Source organism: Pantoea sp. OVA07A, assembly GCF_019969975.1.
Lineage (GTDB): Bacteria > Pseudomonadota > Gammaproteobacteria > Enterobacterales > Enterobacteriaceae > Pantoea > Pantoea agglomerans.
In genome coordinates this window covers 1,401,698-1,418,636 of sequence record NZ_JAHXYM010000001.1, presented here as the reverse complement: position 1 = coordinate 1,418,636, position 16,939 = coordinate 1,401,698, and the positions used below count along the sequence as shown (strand labels likewise).

Below are 16,939 nucleotides of genomic sequence, written 5' to 3'. Positions count from 1 at the left end.
CCATATTATTTCTGGCCCGGCGCCCGCCGGACACAACCTGCCCAATGTAGCCCGAAGCGCCTGGGGTGTAAATTCCCGCTGCGGGTTAAATGTGCGGGTGATATTTGCATTAATCAGGTTAGCGACTAGACTTTTTAATGGTAAGCACTGAGGAACGTCCCGCTTACCAAATTAAATCACCCTGTTTAAGCCAACCGGCGAATTATATTTCGTCAGGGATTTTCTTACCCGAAATTGCACCTCTGGGCTTAAAGCATCTTCATTTATTAACGGGAGCATAATGATGAAAAAGTTTGCCTTACTCTTTTTGACAGCAGCAATGACACTGAGCAGCGGTGCGGTACTGGCTGCAGACAGCAGCAGCAATAACGGTACATCGAATCAGGCAGCCAGTGCAGGTGCAGCAGCGGGCGGAGCGAAAGAGAATCTGCCGCCAAATAATGTCGATAACAGCAAAATTAATAACACTGGCAACGATACCAATCCTGCAACGTCTGGCAGCACCACCAGCCATGGTAATATGTCTGCTAACGAAATGGACCAGAACGCCCAGTGTAAAGATGGTAAATGTCCGAACATCAATAAAAAAGTTCAGACTAAAGTGGGCGGCGGTGACGTAGATACCAAAACCGACGGCACCACCCAGTAATTCTGTTTAGCCAGGAGAGCTGACGCTCTCCTGGTTTTTCTCCCCTCTGTCCCACTCTTCCGCTATGCTAATCCTGTGAATTTTACAGGAAATCCTTCATGGCCGTTTTGCTTCTGATTGACGATCATCCGCTGGTTGAAGTGGCACTTGAAGCCGCTCTGAGCCAGTCGCCTATTCCGGTTCAGCTCCTCTCTGCCAGCAGTGAAAAAGCCGCCCGTCCCCTGCTTCAGCAGCCACTGGACATCATCGTGCTGGATATTGGCCTGCCGGACAGCGATGGGCTGGAGTTCCTGCGTCGCCTGAAGATCCATCGGCCCGACTGTCCGGTATTGATCTACTCTGCTCAGCAGACCCGCCACTATGTGCGTCGTGCCCAGGCGCTGGGTGCCGCCGGTTATGTGGTGAAGAGCCAGCGTATGGCGCAGCTGCTTAGCGCTATCCTGGCGGTGCTGGGCGGTCAGACGGCGTTTCCGGTGATGGATGATGAGCCCGAAGAACTCCCGCTGACCCAGAAAGAGCGTCAGATTCTGGCGCTGCTGGCCAGCGGCCTCTCCAATCTGCAAATCGCCGCCCAGTTGCACATCAGTAACAAAACGGTCAGCACCCATAAAAAGAACATTCTGGAAAAAACCGGCGCTCGTTCGGTGGTGGAACTGGCTGACCTGTGGAAGGCGCAGCAGTGAGAACTCTCCTGCTGATGCTGCTGTTGCTGTGCGGCTCCGTTCTGGCTGAGGTGCGTCCGGTGAGCAGCATCAATCTGCCGATGATGCTGCCGGTGACGCACGCGGAAACCATGCAAGGCAAAATCCTGCGTGTTGGCCTGCTGGAAGAGAACCACGCCCCCTGGGCGATGCGCATCGGCAACGACCTGTATGGCATCAATGCCGACTATCTTTCCGCCCTGCGACAGCTGACTGGCGCGCAGTTCAGCCTCAACCTCTACAGCGATCAGCCGCATCTGATGCAGGCGCTGAACAGCGGCCAGATCGATTTTGCGCTTGGCATGTGGATTTCTCCCCTGCCAGCCGGCGCGCTGAGCAGCGATAACTGGTACAGCAGCCCGCTTCGGGTCTACCGCAATCAGCAAAACCAGCGTGCCGTGATGTTTAACAGCCAGAATGCCCAACTGGCGATCAGCGAAAGCACGCTGGCACAACTGCCGCCTGCGCTGGCGGCCCGCCACAGCTGGCGACGCTACAGCAGTGATCTGCAGGCGCTCTATACCCTGCTGAATCAGCAGAATGATTATGTGGTGGCGGATGAAACCAGCGCCGGTTTTCTGCTGAGCCAGCTGCAACAGGGCCAGATTTATCAGATCGCCTCACACATCGAGGCCGGACAGCTCAACCTGCGCGCGGTCTCCCGCGATCCGGAGCTTATCAGCTGGATTAATCAGAGTCTGCGTCAGTTGCCAGCAGAACTGATGAACACGCTACAGGCGCGCTGGAGCAGTACCCTGCCGCGCTACCAGGATACGCAGACCCTGATGCTCAGCCCCACTGAACGCGCCTGGATTGCCGATCATCCGCGTATTACTTACACCGCCGAACCGGACAACTATCCCTGGAGTTATCGCGATGCCAGCGGGACCGCCAGAGGCTATGGCGTGGATTTGCTGAAAGCGATAGCTCAGAGCACCGGCCTGCAGTTTGAACCGGTGTGGGTCAGCAATCCGCGTCAGGCGAACACGCTGATCGGCCAGCAGCAGGCGATGCTGCAGCTGATGCAGCCGCTGAACGGCGATGCGATGCAGAGCACCTCGCTGCCGGTGTGGCGCGCGCTGTGGGGCATCTACAGCCTGCAGCCCGATACGCTGGCGCACTGGCGCGACCTGCGCGGCAAGCGGGTCGGCGTGTTGCAGGATGACCTGGCGCTGCGTCTGCTGCCTGCGGATCTGCAGCCGCTGCAGTTTGCCGATCGTAATAGTCTCTATGACGCGCTGGCAAAAGGGCAGATCGATGCGCTGGTCGATAACGTGCTCTCCGCCCGCTGGCGTATCGCCAGCCGCGATGATGCGCGCATCCACCTCGCCTTTGCCGCCAGCGACATCGCCTGGCCGATCGCGCTGGGCGTGACAGCTGACCAGCCGGTGCTGCGCACCCTGCTGGATCGCGCGCTGCAGCAGATCCCGGCTGACACACAGAGTCAGATGCGCGACAGCTGGTCAACCCCGCCACAGCCCGGCAGCGTGATGGTGATGCGTTCGCTGCCGATGATGGTGCTGGCGGTGGCAGGTGCGGCCATTGCGCTGCTGCTGCTGCTGCTGGCGCGCCGCTACTGGCAACAGCGCCGGGAGCGTCAGCAGCGTGAACAGGCTGAGCACGCCAATGCGATGAAGAGCCAGTTCCTGGCGACCGTCAGCCATGAGCTGCGCACGCCGATGCAGGCGATCCTCGGACTGCTGGAGCTGGAGAAGCAGCAGCACAGCAGCCAGAACCTGACGCTGCTGCACAGCAGTGCGCAATCGCTGCTGACGTTGCTGAATGATCTGCAGGATCATGCGCGCATCGAGAGCAACAGTTTTACCCTGGCGCCCCGTCCGCTGGCGCTGGCGCAGTGGCTCAATCAGCAGCAGCACTTTTATCATCCGTTAATGCGCGAAGACGGCCCGCATCTGATCGTCGAGGCGCTGACGCCGCTGCCTGATGCCGTGATGATCGATGCCGATCGCCTGCAGCAGGTGGTCAACAACCTGATGACCAATGCGCTGAAATTTACCCGCCACGGCGCGATTCGCCTGACGCTGGCCGCACAGCAACAACAGCTGATTCTGACGGTGAGCGACAGCGGCAGCGGCATTCCGCCAGAGGAGCAGCAGAAGCTGTTCGATCCCTGGTATCAGGCGCCGTCCGGTAAATCGGTTTCGGTGCAGGGCAGCGGCCTGGGGCTGTTTATCTGCCGGGAAATGGTGCAGCGGATGGGCGGCGACATCCGGCTCGCCTCTGAACCCGGTCACGGCACCCAGGTCACCGTGACGCTGCCACTGGAGGTCTGCGCACCAGCAAACCACGTGGATGAAACCGCCCTTCCCGACCTTCCACCGCTGCGGGTGGCGATTGTCGATGACCATCCGACCAATCTGCTGGTGATGCAGCAGCAGCTGTCGCGTTTTGCGATTCAGGCTGACATCTTTGAGCAGGGACGCGCACTACTGCAGGCCGATGCGCAACAGCCTTATGACCTGCTGTTTATCGACCAGATGATGCCGCGGCCTGACGGCACGCTGCTGCTGCGGATATTGCGGCGGCGTGACCGTCTGCGGAAGCGTCAGGCGATGCGGGTGCTCTGCTCCGCGGATGCCCAGCTGCTGTCACGACCGCTGGAGGCGCGGGAGCGGGTAATGATAAAACCGGTGCAGTTAGCCGATCTCAGCGCGCTGCTGGCAGAGTGGCAGGAAGATCCGCTGGCGGCGCTGGATGATAATCTGTGGCAACTGGCGCAGCAGAATGAGAAATTCCTCCGCCGTCTGAGCCAGACGCTGCACAACACGGTGACGCAGGATCTGGCCGTGATGCGCGAAGCACGCGAGCGCGAGGCGTGGATGCCGTTCGCCGAAGCGGCACACCGGATGAAAGGAAGCTGGTTACTGGTGGGACTGGATCACGGCGCACAGCTCAGCCAGCAACTGGCGGAGCAGGCAAAACAGCATCAGGACACGTCTGAGACGTGGCAATTACTGATATTATTAGCAAACAGGTTACTGAAAAAACTGGAATCTTATGGCACATACCCACACTCATAGCGGGCAGGATAGTAATCGCACGCGTCTGGCGGCCGCCTTCGGGGTGACCGTTGTCTTTATGGTGGCTGAAGTGATTGGCGGCTGGCTCTCGGGTTCACTGGCGTTGCTGGCGGACGCCGGGCATATGCTGACCGATGCCGCCGCGCTGCTGATGGCCCTGCTGGCGGTGCAGTTCTCGCGCCGTAAACCCAATGCACGCCACACCTTTGGCCTGCTGCGTCTGACCACGCTGGCCGCATTTGTTAACGCCATTGCGCTGCTGGGCATTACCGCACTGATCGTCTGGGAGGCGGTGCGCCGCTTTGCCGACCCGCAACCGGTGTCCGGCAGCCTGATGCTGGGGATTGCTATTGGCGGCCTGCTGGCCAATATTCTGTCGTTCTGGCTGCTGCATCACGGCAGCGAAGAGAAGAATCTTAATGTGCGGGCCGCGGCGCTACATGTGATGGGCGACCTGCTTGGCTCGGTGGGTGCGATTGTCGCGGCGGTGATTATTATGCTGACCGGCTGGACCCCAATCGATCCGATTCTGTCGTTGCTGGTGTCACTGCTGGTGCTGCGCAGCGCCTGGGCGCTGCTGCGTGAGAGTCTGCAGGAGTTACTGGAAGGGGCGCCGCGTTCGCTGGATGTGAACCGGCTGATACGTGATCTCACCCTGAACATCGCAGAGGTGCGCAATGTTCACCATGTGCATCTGTGGCAGGTGGGCGAAAAGCCGATGCTGACGCTGCATGCGCAGGTGATCCCGCCTTACGATCACGATGCGCTGCTGCATCGTATCCACGACTATCTGCGCCAGCACTATCAGATTGCGCATGCGACCGTGCAGATGGAGTATCAGCCCTGTGCCGGTGCCGAGTGTGAACTCGGCTTAAGCGGCGCTGCCGCCACCGGCCATGATCACAGCCATTCACACGACCATGAGCATGCTCATGCTAAAGGCGAAGCGCACACTCACTGAGCCGACAGCGCGCGGGAACCCTGTTGCCGCGCGCTGCGGATCCACATGCGCGAGCCGTTCAGCGCAATCAGCGTCAGAATCACATACTCCAGCGACATCGCATAGACGCCCTGTCGGGCAAAAATCATCACGCTAATCACGTTGATGATGACCCACAGCAGCCAGTTCTCAACATATTTGCGCGTCATCAGCACCATCGCCGCAATCGACAACACCATCATGCAGGAGTCCCAGAACGGGAACGCATCCGGCTGCAGCGCGGGCATCGCCACCGACAGGCCAAGGCCGTTCATCAGCGTGACGGCCGCACGGGTTAACAGCGCAAACACCGGATCGATATAGAGGGTCATCAGCGCAATCGCAATCACACAGCCCGCCGTCCAGGCCAGCGCCTTAGGCAGCGGCAGCCAGCGGATTTTCAGCGCCGCCTGATGATCGGAGGTTTGCCGACTCCAGGCGTACCAGCCGTAGATATTGGCGGCAAAAAAGAAGAGCTGCAGCAGCAGGCTGGCGTAGAGCTGGATCTGAAAGAAAATCACCGCAAACAGCGTGACGTTAATCAGGCCAAAGGGATAGTTGATGATTTTTTCCAGGCTGGCAAACCAGATGCAGAGTAAGCCCGCCAGCGTGCCGATAGCCTCAATCCATGAGAGATCGTAGCCTCCGGCACCCAGAGGAATGTGAACCAGAATATTATGTGTGCTGAAGAAGTCCATGCTGAGCACCTGTCCGGAAAACGCTTACGCGTTTCCCTTCACGTTGAGTTTAAGTTCCGCTGCAAAGGATAGCATGCGATTAAGCGGCAGTAACGCCGCCTCACGCAGCGTCTCATCCACCTGAATCTCATGTTCCACCCCACCCGACTCCAGCGCCTCTGCGATGGCTTTAAGGCCGTTCATCGCCATCCAGGGACAGTGAGCACAGCTGCGGCAGGTGGCACCTTCACCGGCGGTCGGCGCTTCAAGCAGCTCTTTATCCGGCACCGCCTGCTGCATTTTGTAGAAGATGCCGCGATCGGTCGCCACAATCATCTGCGGATGTGGCAGGGATTTGGCGGCCTGAATCAGCTGGCTGGTCGAGCCGACCGCATCGGCCAGATCGACAATCGCCTGCGGTGACTCAGGATGCACCAGCACTGCCGCGTCGGGATAGAGCGCTTTCATACGCTGCAGCGCCTGGGTTTTGAACTCGTCGTGCACAATGCACGCGCCCTGCCAGCAGAGCACGTCCGCGCCCGATTTTTGGGTAACGTAACGGCCAAGATGGCGATCCGGCGCCCAGATAATTTTTTCGCCCAGACTGTCGAGGTGCTCAATCAACTCGACCGCAATGCTTGAGGTCACCACCCAGTCGGCCCGCGCTTTTACCGCCGCCGAGGTATTGGCGTAGACCACCACAGTGCGATCGGGATGGGCATCGCAAAAGGCGTTAAACTCTTCAATCGGGCAGCCGAGATCCAGTGAGCACTCCGCCTGCAGCGTCGGCATCAGTACGGTTTTCTCCGGGCTGAGGATTTTGGCGGTTTCCCCCATAAAGCGCACGCCCGCCACCAGCAGTGTCGTTGCCGAATGGTTGCTGCCAAAGCGTGCCATCTCCAGCGAGTCGGAAACGCAGCCGCCTGTCTCTTCTGCCAGCGCCTGAATTTCCGGATCGGTGTAGTAGTGCGCCACCATCACCGCGTTTCGCGTCTTCAGCAGCGCTTTAATTTTCTCACGGTAGAACGCCTTCTCGTCGTCACTCAGGCGAGCGGGTTTGGGCGGAAAGGGATAAACGGCGCTTTCTGGATCGAACATCACACTCATGACACAGCTCTCGTTTTGTCTAATTAACGAAAATCGCCTGTTCCGGCGACTTATGGCGTCTAATCCACCATCGTGTTTTATATGCTAAACACGATAGCGGAAAAGCCTGGCTGTGTCGTGCGATATTTATTCTGTCTGCATCACAGCGCCGACCCTGCCGGGCTGCGTTTCATCTGCCAGTACCAGCGGTTTTTGCGGCGCTTCCAGTGCCAGCAGAAAGGCTTTGATATCCAGTCCGCCCGCAAAGCCGGTCAGCTTGCCGTTGGCTCCAATCACGCGGTGGCACGGTGCGACAATCGAGAGCGGATTACGCCCATTGGCCGCCCCGACGGCACGCACCGCCAGCGGATGGCCGATCTCCCGCGCAATCTGGCTGTAGCTGCGCGTCTCACCAAACGGGATAGCCACCAGCGCCTGCCAGACTTTTTTCTGAAACTCAGTGCCGACAAAATCGAGCGGCAGCTCAAAGCAGCAACGAGCACCGGTGAAGTACTCGCTGAGCTGACGCTCAGTTTCGATCAGAATGGGATGATCGTCATCGCGCGTTTGCGGCAAAAACCGGGTGCGTTTTGGATCGTCGTTTTCCCACAAAATACCCGCCAGGCCGCTATCGCTGGCGACCAGTTTCAGTTCACCCACCGGGGTGACTATCGGTTTGAAGTAGTACATGGTGATTCTCCCGTCACGGTTCTGTCGCCTATTATCGCACTTTTCATCAGCCTGACTGGCTGTTTTCGGTCATGGCGATAAACTGTTGTGCTGTCCGAAAACAGCCAGTCTGCCGGGATTCACCGGTGTAGGCTGCGCTTATTTACCGGAGAACTGCCATGCTCGATCCCGACATTGCCTATCAGGCGCTGACCTCTCGTGATACCCGCTTTGACGGCGTTTTCTTTGTTGGCGTGACCTCAACCGGTATCTATTGTCGTCCGGTCTGCCCGGTCAAAGCGCCGATGCAGAAGAACTGCCTTTTCTTCAGCAGCGCCGAAGCGGCGGAGAAAGCCCGCTTTCGCCCCTGCCTGCGCTGTCGGCCTGAACTGGCACCCGGTAATGCGCCGGTTGATCAGCCGCACCGTGTGGCAGAGCGGCTGGTTCAGCGTATCGAGGAAGGCATGCTGGAGGAACGTGAAGGACTGGAGGCGATTGCCGCTGAATTCGGTATCAGCCTGCGTCAGCTGCGCCGTATCGTGCAGCAGGAGCTGGGTGTCTCGCCGCTGGAACTGAAGCAGACGCGGCGCATGCTGCTGGCTAAACAACTGCTGACCGAAACCCGACTGCCGATTATTGACGTTGCCTATGCCAGCGGCTTTGGCAGCCTGCGGCGCTTTAATGATGTGTTCCAGGCGCGTTACCGCATGACGCCAGGCGCGCTGCGCAGGGACGATACGGGCACTCAATGCGCGCAGCCCGGCGACCGCGTGACGCTGCGGCTGGCCTATCGCCCTCCCTATGACTGGGCGGCGATGCTCTGGTTTTTGCAGACACATCTGATGAAAGAGGTCGAGGCGGTGGAAGATGGCTGCTGGCGACGCACCGTGGTGCTCGGCCGCTGCCGGGGCTGGGTTTCTGTTTCGCATCTGCCGCAAAAGAACGCGCTGCAGGTGACGCTCTCCACCTCGCTGACGCCGGTTCTGCCTCTGCTGCTGCGCCGTCTGCGCGATCTGTTCGATCTCGACGCACAGCCGCAGCGTATCGCCGCCTGTCTGGCGCAGGACCCACTGCTGGCACCCAGCCTGATCTCGCATCCGGGTCTGCGTGTGCCTGGCGCATTCGACGCCTTTGAGCTGGGCGTGCGCGCCATTATCGGCCAGCAGGTGACGGTCAAAGCGGCCACCACGGTCAGCAGCCGTTTTGCCGCCGCCTTTGGCGAACCCTGTGAGACGCCGTTCGCCGATCTGACCCGCTACACCGCCCATCCTGAACGCATCGCCGCACTGACGGTAGACGATGTCGCGCCGATGGGGATTGTCAGTGCCGCCCGCTCCCGCGCCATCATCGCCTTTGCAAATGCCTGCGCCAGCGGAGATCTGCGTCTCAGTGCCGCTCAGGCGCCAGACGAGGTCATCAAAAAACTGGTCAGCCTGCCGGGTATTGGTCCCTGGACCGCGCACTACATCGCGATGCGCGCCCTGCGCTGGCCGGATGCCTTTCCCAAAGAGGATATTGCCATCCGGAATAACCTGGGCGGCATGTCATCGAAAGAAGCGGAGGCGCGATCGCAGTCATGGCGTCCCTGGCGCAGCTATGCAGTGATGCATATCTGGGAGAGCCTGGCAGTAGCAAAGGCAAAGAAAAAACCGTGACGGTTGATTGTAAGGATGCAGATAGTCTGCCCTGACCTGCATAGTCGGTATCGCAGAAACTAAAAATGCAGAGCCTCTTCCAGACTGCTTACAAACTCGCACCCGACTGAATCTGACCGCAACGAAAAAGCTCAACGCGCAGGGAACAGGGTCAGAAGAGAATGGCGCGGGCCGACAGCCATCGCCAGAGGCTTTTCCAGACTGCTTACAAACTCGCACCCGACTGGATTTGGCCGCAACGAAAAAGCTCAACGCGCAGGGAACAGGGTCAGAAGAGGAAAGCGTCCCGCGCCTGGGACAAAAACGCCGGGAGCGTTTTTGAACAACCCAACGCGTTGGCCCGGCTACGGGCCGTAATCGCGCGGGTCGAGCAGGTCAGGGATTGGCTTTAGCGTCTTTCCGATCTGACCCTGTTCTCTGCGCAGGCTCGATCTCTCAGCGGAACGGGCCAGAGTTTGCCAACAACTTCAAAAACCAGTGACGTTTTGCTTTGAAAAAGTTTTCAGATACCGCAGAAACAAAAAAAAGCGCCCTGAGGGCGCTTTTTTCTTAATTGGTGGGTCGTGCAGGATTGCCTCGGCCCATCCGGGGCCTCGCCCTTCGGGTGATGCTGTCGCATCAGCCTGAATCGCCTGGCGATTCAGTCGAACCTGCTGCAGGTTCTCACCCTGCACGGGGAACGCCGTGCCGCATAAACAAAAAAAGCGCCCTGAGGGCGCTTTTTTCTTAATTGGTGGGTCGTGCAGGATTCGAACCTGCGACCAATTGATTAAAAGTCAACTGCTCTACCAACTGAGCTAACGACCCGCTGGGGGCTTACAACCGTTCAACACGCCAGGCGGCTGAGATAAGATGGTGGGTCGTGCAGGATTCGAACCTGCGACCAATTGATTAAAAGTCAACTGCTCTACCAACTGAGCTAACGACCCATCTTAGGTTGTGAAGCAATGCTGAAGTGTTCTTCTTAAAACTGCGCGGTAAAAGCGCGTCTGAGGAAGATGGTGGGTCGTGCAGGATTCGAACCTGCGACCAATTGATTAAAAGTCAACTGCTCTACCAACTGAGCTAACGACCCATCTTCAGGCTTACCAGACACTTTGCAATGTGTCCCGGCAACGGCGGCATATATTACTGATTTAGCGGGGTAGCGCAACTCTTATTTCTGCTAAATGCTTCAGTTGCTTACCTTTCATACGGCAAGACCAGAAATCACACGATATCTGGCCTGAACCGTACAGATTACAGACTTGTCAGACGTTTTTGCGCCTGCTTAGCAGATTCGGTGTCTGGATAAAGTTTGATCACCTGCTGGAAGACCGCTTTAGCTTTCGCTGTGTCTTTTTTCTCCTGCATGATGACGCCCACTTTCAACAACGCTTCTGCAGCTTTCGGCGACTTCGGATAGTTTTTCACTACCGTGGCGTAATAGTAAGCCGCGTCGTCCTTTTTGCCTTTGTTATAGTTCAGCTGTCCCAGCCAGTAATTGGCGTTCGGCTGATAGGTCGAATCCGGGTAACGTTTTACCCACGCCTGGAGCGCGCTGATCGCCTGATCATACTGTTTCTTCTCCAGAATCAGCGCCACAGCCGCATTGTAATCGCTGTTAGCGTCACCGGTCTGCGCAGGTGCGCTATCCGTTGATGCTGCCGCGCCTGCGGTTGCTGCTGCGCCGGTATCCGCTGCGGCATTACTGCCGGCTGCCTGCTGACCGCCGCTGGTGCTGGCGCTGCTCAGGCTGTCAATCTGCTGGTAAAGCTGCTTCTGCCGCTCAACCACCTGATTCAACTGATAGGTGTTTTGCTGGATTTGCCCACGCAGCGCGTCGATATCACGCTGGTTATCGCTCATCTGCTGCTGCAATTGCTGCATCAGCTGTGCCTGGGCATTAGAAATTCGTTCAAGAGTGGTGACACGGTCTTCGACCGAGCCGGAGCCAACGCTACTGATTGACGCTTGGGCATTAGCGGCCCAGGGGGCCGCTACGCCAATCAGTAACGACAGACTCAACAGGTGATGTCTGAAGTTACTAACCATGTGATTCTCTTAGTAGACCAGAACGGCACGACGGTTTTTAGAATACGCTGCTTCGTCATGACCCAGAACGGCTGGCTTCTCTTTACCGTAAGATACGATAGACATCTGATCAGCCGACACGCCTTTACCCTGCAGGTACATTTTAACCGCGTTAGCACGACGTTCGCCCAGGGCGATGTTGTATTCCGGCGTACCGCGCTCATCCGCATGACCTTCGATGGTCACTTTGTATGACGGGTTGCTGCGCAGGAAGGTTGCATGCTGATCCAGCATCTGTGCGTAATCAGACTGAACGTCATACTTGTCCAGGCCGAAGTACACGATGTTGTTCTGCTGCAGCTGCTGCATCTGCAGACGAGCCTGCTCGTCAGAAGACATGTTGCCGCCGTTGCCGTTCATGCCAGAATTTGCACCGTAAGCGCCGCCATCAGCGCCCATGCCAGTCTGGTCATTGTTGTTGTTCTTGTGTGAGCTACAAGCCGCTACTGCCAGAACCGGCAGAGCCAGCATCAAACCCTTCAGCACTTTGTTCAGTTGCATTTCAAAATCCCATTATTGTTTATTGTTTGTGATGTCTGAACTGTCAGACATTACAGATACGGCGACCAGGCAGGAAATTTTACCTGTCCATCAGTTGCCGGAAGACGCGCTTTGAAACGGCCGTCGGTAGAAACCAACTGCAACACGGAACCCATACCCTGAGTAGAGCTGTAGATTACCATTGTGCCATTGGGTGCCAGGCTCGGCGTTTCATCCAGGAACGTGTCCGTTAACGTTTGAACGGCTCCCGTTTCCAGATCCTGTTTGGCGACGTGTTGAGCACCACCGTTGGTGCTAATCATCACCATTGACTTACCATCTGTTGCGACATCCGCATCCTGGTTCTGACCGCCTTCCCAGGTAATACGTTGTGGCGCGCCACCGTTAAGTCCGACTTTGTAGATTTGTGGAGCACCAGCCTGATCGGAGGTGTAAGCCAGCGTCTGGCTGTCCGGGAACCAGGTCGGTTCGGTGCTGTTATAGCGACCATCGGTAATCTGACGCGTCTGACCTGAGGCCAGATCCATCACATAGAGGTTCAGGCTGCCGGTTTTAGAGAGCGCGAACGCCAGTTTAGAGCCATCCGGCGAGAACGCTGGGGCACCGTTGTGACGTGGATAGGAGGCGATCTGACGGATAGCACCGTTCGACAGCGTCTGAACCACCAGCGCAGATTTGCCGCTTTCAAAGGTCACGTAAGCGACTTTGCTGCCATCCGGAGACCAGGCTGGCGACATCAGCGGCTGTGGTGAACGATGCACGACAAACTGGTTGTAACCATCGTAGTCAGCAACGCGCAGCTCATACGGGAACTGGCCGCCGTTGGTCTGCACCACATAGGCGATACGGGTACGGAAAGCGCCCTTGATGCCGGTCAGCTTCAGGAACGTTTCGTCACTGGCCGTATGAGCGGCATAACGCAGCCACTGCTTCGTCACTTTATAACTGTTTTGTGCCAGCACGGTACCGGGAGCACCGCCGGTGTCGACCAGCTGGTACGAAACCTGATAGCTGCCATCCGGGTTAGACGCGACCTGACCGACGACCACGGCATCAATGCCGAGTGCACTCCACGCGGCAGGCTGAACTTCCTGCGCGCTGGCAGGCTGCTGTGGCAGACGCGAGCGATCCAGTGGATTAAATTTGCCACTGTTGCGCAGGTCAGCTGCAACGATGCCGCCGATATCTTCCGGCGCTGCGCCAGCACCGGCCCATTTAAACGGCACCACGCCAATCGGGCGCGCAGTGTTGACACCCTGGGTGATCTCAATTCGAACTTCTGCATGCAGCATGGCTGCCCACAGCAGGATAAAAAAGCCTAACGTAACGCGAAGAGCTTGCTTCATTTTATCTCCCTTATCTGAACCTCAGTCCACGATAATTGGCACTGTTCCTGGAAACCACGAGTACAACTTAAGTACGGCACGCTAAACATAGATCAACTTGCCGCCCGTTACTGCATTATTGCGGTTTAAAACGCATTGGGGCGTTTTTAAACACTTCGTAGACCGCCTGCGAAGGCGGCTTCGGAATACGTGCCTGTTTTGCGGCAGCAATCGCGGCCTGACAGAGCGCGGGATCGCCACCCTCTGACTTAACATCAATCAACAAGCCATCAGGCGCAAGTTTAATCCGCAAATCACAGGTTTTTCCGCGATACAGATCCGCATCATAGAATCGGCTCTGAATCGCACTCACAACCTGACCCATGTAGGAGTTGATTTCCGCGCCTGATGCACCCGCTTTCTTCTGGTTTCCCTGCCCTGCTGCGCCGCCAGAGGTGCCGCTTTTCGGTGCATTTTTACCGGAAGCGAGTCCACCCAGCAAATCATCGACATCGCTGTCGTTGGCAGCATCGGCGGCGGCTTTCGCTTTAGCATCCGCTTTGGCCTTAGCGGCAGCATCGGCTTTGGCTTTCGCCGCGGCATCGGCTTTCGCTTTCGCGGCAGCTTCTGCCTTCTCTTTGGCGGCCTCTTTAGCCGCTTCCGCTTTCTCTTTTGCTGCTTCTGCGGCTTTCTCTTTCGCCGCCTCTGCGGCTTTTTCTTTGGCTTCAGCAGCTTTTTGTTTAGCCTCTTCAGCCGCTTTGGCTTTGGCATCCGCCGCCGCTTTCACTTTGGCTTCAGCTGCGGCTTTCGCATCTGCTTCAGATTTCGCCTTCGCTTCCGCAACGGCTTTCTCTTTTGCAGCAGCGGCAGCGGCGGCTTTCGCCTGCTGATCAGCCTGCTTCTTTGCTTCGGCTGCGGCCTGTTTCGCCTGCTCAGCCGCGGCTTTTGCCTGCGCATCTGCCTGAGCTTTTGCATCCGCTTTGGCTTTGGCAGCCGCCGCTTCCGCCGTTTTTTGCTGCTCCTGCGCCTGCTTAGCAGCGTCTTCGGCAGCCTTCTGCTGCTCAGCCTGCTGTTTTGCCTCTTCTTTCGCGGTTTCCTGCGCGGCTAAACGCTCTTTTTCCAGCGCTTTCAGACGCTGCTGTTCAGCAGCCTGTTTCTGTTGCAGCTCTTCAGCCTGCTGCTGCGCCTGCTTTTTACGCTGCTGCTCAGCCCGCTGGCTGTCACTTTGCTGGTTCTGCTGGCGATTGTATTGACTCACGACGGCACCGGGATCGACCATCACTGCATCAATATCACTGCCTCCGCCACCCGCACTGCTGGCGTCAATGTGCTCATTAAACGAGCTCCAAATCAGCAGCGCGATCAGCACGATATGCAGAATCACCGAAATGATTATCGCGCGCTTTAACTTCTCGTTTTGCTCGGTTGCCTTCGACACACTCGGTTCCCAAAAAACGGTTCGATTTTAAATCGGCTGCGTCATCAAACCGACAGATTTAACACCCGCCTGGTGCAGCAGGTTGAGCGCTTTAATAATTTCATCGTAAGGCACCTCTTTCGCGCCCCCGATCAAAAAGACCGTCTTAGGATTCGCTTCCAGTCGACGCTGCGCTTCGCTGATGACCTGCTCTGGCGGAAGTTGATCCATACGATCGTGATCCACGACCAGGCTGTACTGACCCACGCCCGCTACTTCGACAATCACCGGCGGATTATCATCGCTGGCAACGGTTTTCGAATCGGTCGCATCAGGCAGATCCACTTCCACGCTCTGGGTAATAATGGGCGCCGTTGCCATGAAGATCAGCAACAGCACCAACAGGACGTCCAGTAGCGGAACGATGTTGATTTCCGACTTCAGGTCGCGGCGTTTGCGACCACGTACTCTGGCCATCATTAACCTCTATTTACTTAGCGCTATCGCTGGAGAAAGCCTGGCGATGCAGAATGGCAGTGAACTCTTCCATGAAGTTGTCGTAGCCCTGCTCCAGTTTGTTTACGCGCTGGTTCAGACGGTTGTACGCCATCACCGCCGGAATCGCGGCAAACAGACCGATAGCGGTCGCAATCAACGCTTCAGCGATACCCGGTGCAACCATCTGCAGGGTTGCCTGCTTCACGGCACCCAGTGCGATAAAGGCGTGCATGATCCCCCAGACGGTGCCGAACAGTCCGATATAAGGGCTGATAGAACCGACGGTGCCGAGGAATGGAATGTGGTTTTCCAGCGCTTCCAGCTCACGATTCATTGAGATACGCATCGCACGGCTCGCACCATCAATGACCGCTTCCGGCGCATGGCTGTTGGCGCGATGCAGGCGGGCGAACTCTTTAAAGCCGGAATAGAAAATCTGCTCCGAACCACCCAGTTCTTCCCGGCGCTCCTGGCTCTCCTGATAGAGGCGCGAGAGTTCGATGCCGGACCAGAATTTGTCTTCAAACGCCTCCGCTTCTCTTCCCGCCGCATTCAGAATACGTGTGCGCTGAATAATGATGGCCCAGGAGGCAATAGAAAAGCCGATCAAAATCAACATGATAAGTTTGACCAGAAGGCTCGCCTTCAGGAACAAATCAAGAATGTTCATGTCAGTCACTGCTTGAACTCCGCGACAATAGACTTGGGAAGCGCAATCGGCTTCATTAGATGTGGGTTAATGCAGGCAATCAGGACTTCTGCCTCATTGAGCACTTTGCCTTCAGTATTCACGATACGCTGAGTGAACGTCATGGTAGCCCGTGTCATTGATGTGACCTCGCTCTGGATCTCCAGAAGGTCATCAAGACGCGCCGCCGCCAGATAGTCCACCGATATACGCCGTACCACAAAAGCGATCTGCTGTTCTAACAGCGTCTGCTGATTGAAATGGTGCTGTCGCAACATTTCAGTACGTGCTCGTTCATAAAAAGCGATATAGCTGGCGTGATAAACCACACCACCGGCATCAGTATCTTCGTAGTAGACCCGAACCGGCCAGCGAAACAGCGTTGTACTCACTCTACATCCCGGCCTCGTTTTAAACGTTGTTACTATACGCAAGAGAATTGGGGTTGGGAATGGCTCGTCAGAGCCAGGCGAAAATAATTATCGCTCCGTAACAAACGGAACGATTTCAGGGAGATTAATTGACCAGACGCTGACAAAAATTCACTGACAGCGCCGATGAGGCGGGGTCTTAAAGATAAAAACGGTAAAGCGCAATAAATAGCACCAGCATGGCGGATAACGGGGCAAACAGCGCCTGCCATCGGGTTTGCTTTGGCCGGAAGCCCACACCGTGGATTACCCCACTGCAGACCGCCCAGATCAGCACCAGCCCCTGCAGAGCCGGTAACTGGCCTGCCTGATTGGCAAAGCGTGTCGGATCCCAGATCACGCCGCCTGCGGTCAGCAGCGCCAGCAGCAGTGAAAGGGCCCTTAACGGGCCCTTATCCATCAGATCATACAGCATCCGAATTAGCGTTCGCATCAGTGAGGCTCATCCTGCGCTTCAATGTGCTCAATCGCCAGCGCGGTCACGATACCAAAGGCACAGGCCAGCAACGTGCCGAGAATCCAGGCAAAATACCACATGCGACGTCTCCT

The 16,939-nt window shown here is 57.1% G+C and carries 17 protein-coding genes, 3 tRNA genes and 1 other RNA gene; 5 read left to right on the top strand and 16 right to left on the bottom strand.

Annotation, left to right across the window (positions count from 1 at the left end; translation table 11 throughout):
- The first annotated feature begins 280 nt into the window (after window positions 1–280).
- The 4 genes from LC417_RS06835 to zitB all read left to right on the top strand — a co-directional run bounded on the left by LC417_RS06835 (window position 281) and on the right by zitB (window position 5,352).
- Window positions 281–649 carry a YbgS-like family protein gene (locus tag LC417_RS06835; RefSeq protein WP_022626030.1) on the top strand — a complete coding sequence of 123 codons (369 nt, stop codon included), beginning with the start codon at window positions 281–283 and terminating at the stop codon, window positions 647–649.
- A gap of 98 nt (window positions 650–747) precedes the next feature.
- Entirely contained in the window at window positions 748–1,332 is a 585-nt protein-coding gene (locus tag LC417_RS06830; protein WP_154209663.1) for a response regulator transcription factor, read from the top strand.
- A gap of 14 nt (window positions 1,333–1,346) precedes the next feature.
- Window positions 1,347–4,391, top strand: coding sequence for an ATP-binding protein (locus LC417_RS06825; RefSeq protein WP_223565731.1), 3,045 nt, complete (start codon window positions 1,347–1,349; stop codon window positions 4,389–4,391).
- Complete coding sequence (zitB, locus tag LC417_RS06820) at window positions 4,369–5,352, top strand: CDF family zinc transporter ZitB (protein ID WP_223565635.1); 984 nt, start codon at window positions 4,369–4,371, stop codon at window positions 5,350–5,352. The genes LC417_RS06825 and zitB overlap by 23 nt, the downstream gene beginning before the upstream one ends.
- Here the strand turns inward: zitB and pnuC are convergent.
- The 3 genes from pnuC to LC417_RS06805 form a co-directional block, all read right to left on the bottom strand.
- Window positions 5,346–6,068, bottom strand: coding sequence for a nicotinamide riboside transporter PnuC (pnuC, locus tag LC417_RS06815; protein WP_010260155.1), 723 nt, complete (start codon window positions 6,066–6,068; stop codon window positions 5,346–5,348). The genes zitB and pnuC overlap by 7 nt on opposite strands.
- Window positions 6,069–6,092: 24 nt before the next feature.
- Window positions 6,093–7,154 (bottom strand): quinolinate synthase NadA, encoded by a 1,062-nt coding sequence (gene nadA / locus LC417_RS06810; protein WP_010669655.1) that lies wholly within the window; start codon window positions 7,152–7,154, stop codon window positions 6,093–6,095.
- Between the two features lie 126 nt (window positions 7,155–7,280).
- Window positions 7,281–7,823: a methylated-DNA--[protein]-cysteine S-methyltransferase gene (locus tag LC417_RS06805; protein ID WP_033771153.1), complete on the bottom strand. Its 543-nt coding sequence runs from the start codon at window positions 7,821–7,823 to the stop codon at window positions 7,281–7,283.
- A gap of 158 nt (window positions 7,824–7,981) precedes the next feature.
- Between LC417_RS06805 and LC417_RS06800 the strand changes: the two genes are divergently transcribed.
- Window positions 7,982–9,457 carry an AlkA N-terminal domain-containing protein gene (locus LC417_RS06800; RefSeq protein WP_207254375.1) on the top strand — a complete coding sequence of 492 codons (1,476 nt, stop codon included), beginning with the start codon at window positions 7,982–7,984 and terminating at the stop codon, window positions 9,455–9,457.
- A gap of 554 nt (window positions 9,458–10,011) precedes the next feature.
- Here LC417_RS06800 and LC417_RS06795 read toward each other — a convergent pair.
- The 13 genes from LC417_RS06795 to cydX all read right to left on the bottom strand — a co-directional run bounded on the left by LC417_RS06795 (window position 10,012) and on the right by cydX (window position 16,927).
- Window positions 10,012–10,145, bottom strand: a non-coding RNA gene (locus LC417_RS06795) — RtT sRNA.
- Between the two features lie 43 nt (window positions 10,146–10,188).
- Window positions 10,189–10,264: transfer RNA gene (locus LC417_RS06790), tRNA-Lys, on the bottom strand.
- Window positions 10,265–10,310: 46 nt separating this feature from the next.
- Window positions 10,311–10,386 (bottom strand) — tRNA-Lys (locus tag LC417_RS06785).
- 70 nt (window positions 10,387–10,456) lie between these two features.
- Window positions 10,457–10,532 (bottom strand) — tRNA-Lys (locus LC417_RS06780).
- Between the two features lie 164 nt (window positions 10,533–10,696).
- The gene (gene cpoB, locus LC417_RS06775) at window positions 10,697–11,491 is read right to left on the bottom strand and encodes a cell division protein CpoB (protein ID WP_010260773.1); all 795 of its coding nucleotides are present in this window, start codon (window positions 11,489–11,491) and stop codon (window positions 10,697–10,699) included.
- A gap of 9 nt (window positions 11,492–11,500) precedes the next feature.
- Window positions 11,501–12,031, bottom strand: a complete 531-nt coding sequence (gene pal, locus LC417_RS06770) for a peptidoglycan-associated lipoprotein Pal (protein ID WP_010260771.1) — start codon at window positions 12,029–12,031, stop codon at window positions 11,501–11,503.
- 50 nt (window positions 12,032–12,081) lie between these two features.
- A complete protein-coding gene (gene tolB, locus LC417_RS06765) occupies window positions 12,082–13,377 on the bottom strand; it encodes a Tol-Pal system beta propeller repeat protein TolB (protein WP_010260769.1) in 1,296 nt (431 codons plus the stop codon).
- A gap of 115 nt (window positions 13,378–13,492) precedes the next feature.
- The gene (gene tolA / locus LC417_RS06760) at window positions 13,493–14,794 is read right to left on the bottom strand and encodes a cell envelope integrity protein TolA (RefSeq protein ID WP_022626037.1); all 1,302 of its coding nucleotides are present in this window, start codon (window positions 14,792–14,794) and stop codon (window positions 13,493–13,495) included.
- A gap of 27 nt (window positions 14,795–14,821) precedes the next feature.
- Window positions 14,822–15,250: a colicin uptake protein TolR gene (tolR, locus tag LC417_RS06755; protein WP_010260764.1), complete on the bottom strand. Its 429-nt coding sequence runs from the start codon at window positions 15,248–15,250 to the stop codon at window positions 14,822–14,824.
- Window positions 15,251–15,263: 13 nt separating this feature from the next.
- Window positions 15,264–15,950, bottom strand: coding sequence for a Tol-Pal system protein TolQ (gene tolQ, locus LC417_RS06750; protein ID WP_010260762.1), 687 nt, complete (start codon window positions 15,948–15,950; stop codon window positions 15,264–15,266).
- Window positions 15,947–16,351, bottom strand: a complete 405-nt coding sequence (gene ybgC, locus LC417_RS06745) for a tol-pal system-associated acyl-CoA thioesterase (RefSeq protein WP_010260759.1) — start codon at window positions 16,349–16,351, stop codon at window positions 15,947–15,949. The genes tolQ and ybgC overlap by 4 nt, the downstream gene beginning before the upstream one ends.
- A gap of 178 nt (window positions 16,352–16,529) precedes the next feature.
- A complete protein-coding gene (ybgE, locus tag LC417_RS06740; RefSeq protein WP_187484262.1) occupies window positions 16,530–16,823 on the bottom strand; it encodes a cyd operon protein YbgE in 294 nt (97 codons plus the stop codon).
- Entirely contained in the window at window positions 16,823–16,927 is a 105-nt protein-coding gene (cydX, locus tag LC417_RS06735; protein ID WP_010260755.1) for a cytochrome bd-I oxidase subunit CydX, read from the bottom strand. Before cydX ends, ybgE begins: the two co-directional genes overlap by 1 nt.
- Between the last annotated feature and the right edge of the window lie 12 nt (window positions 16,928–16,939).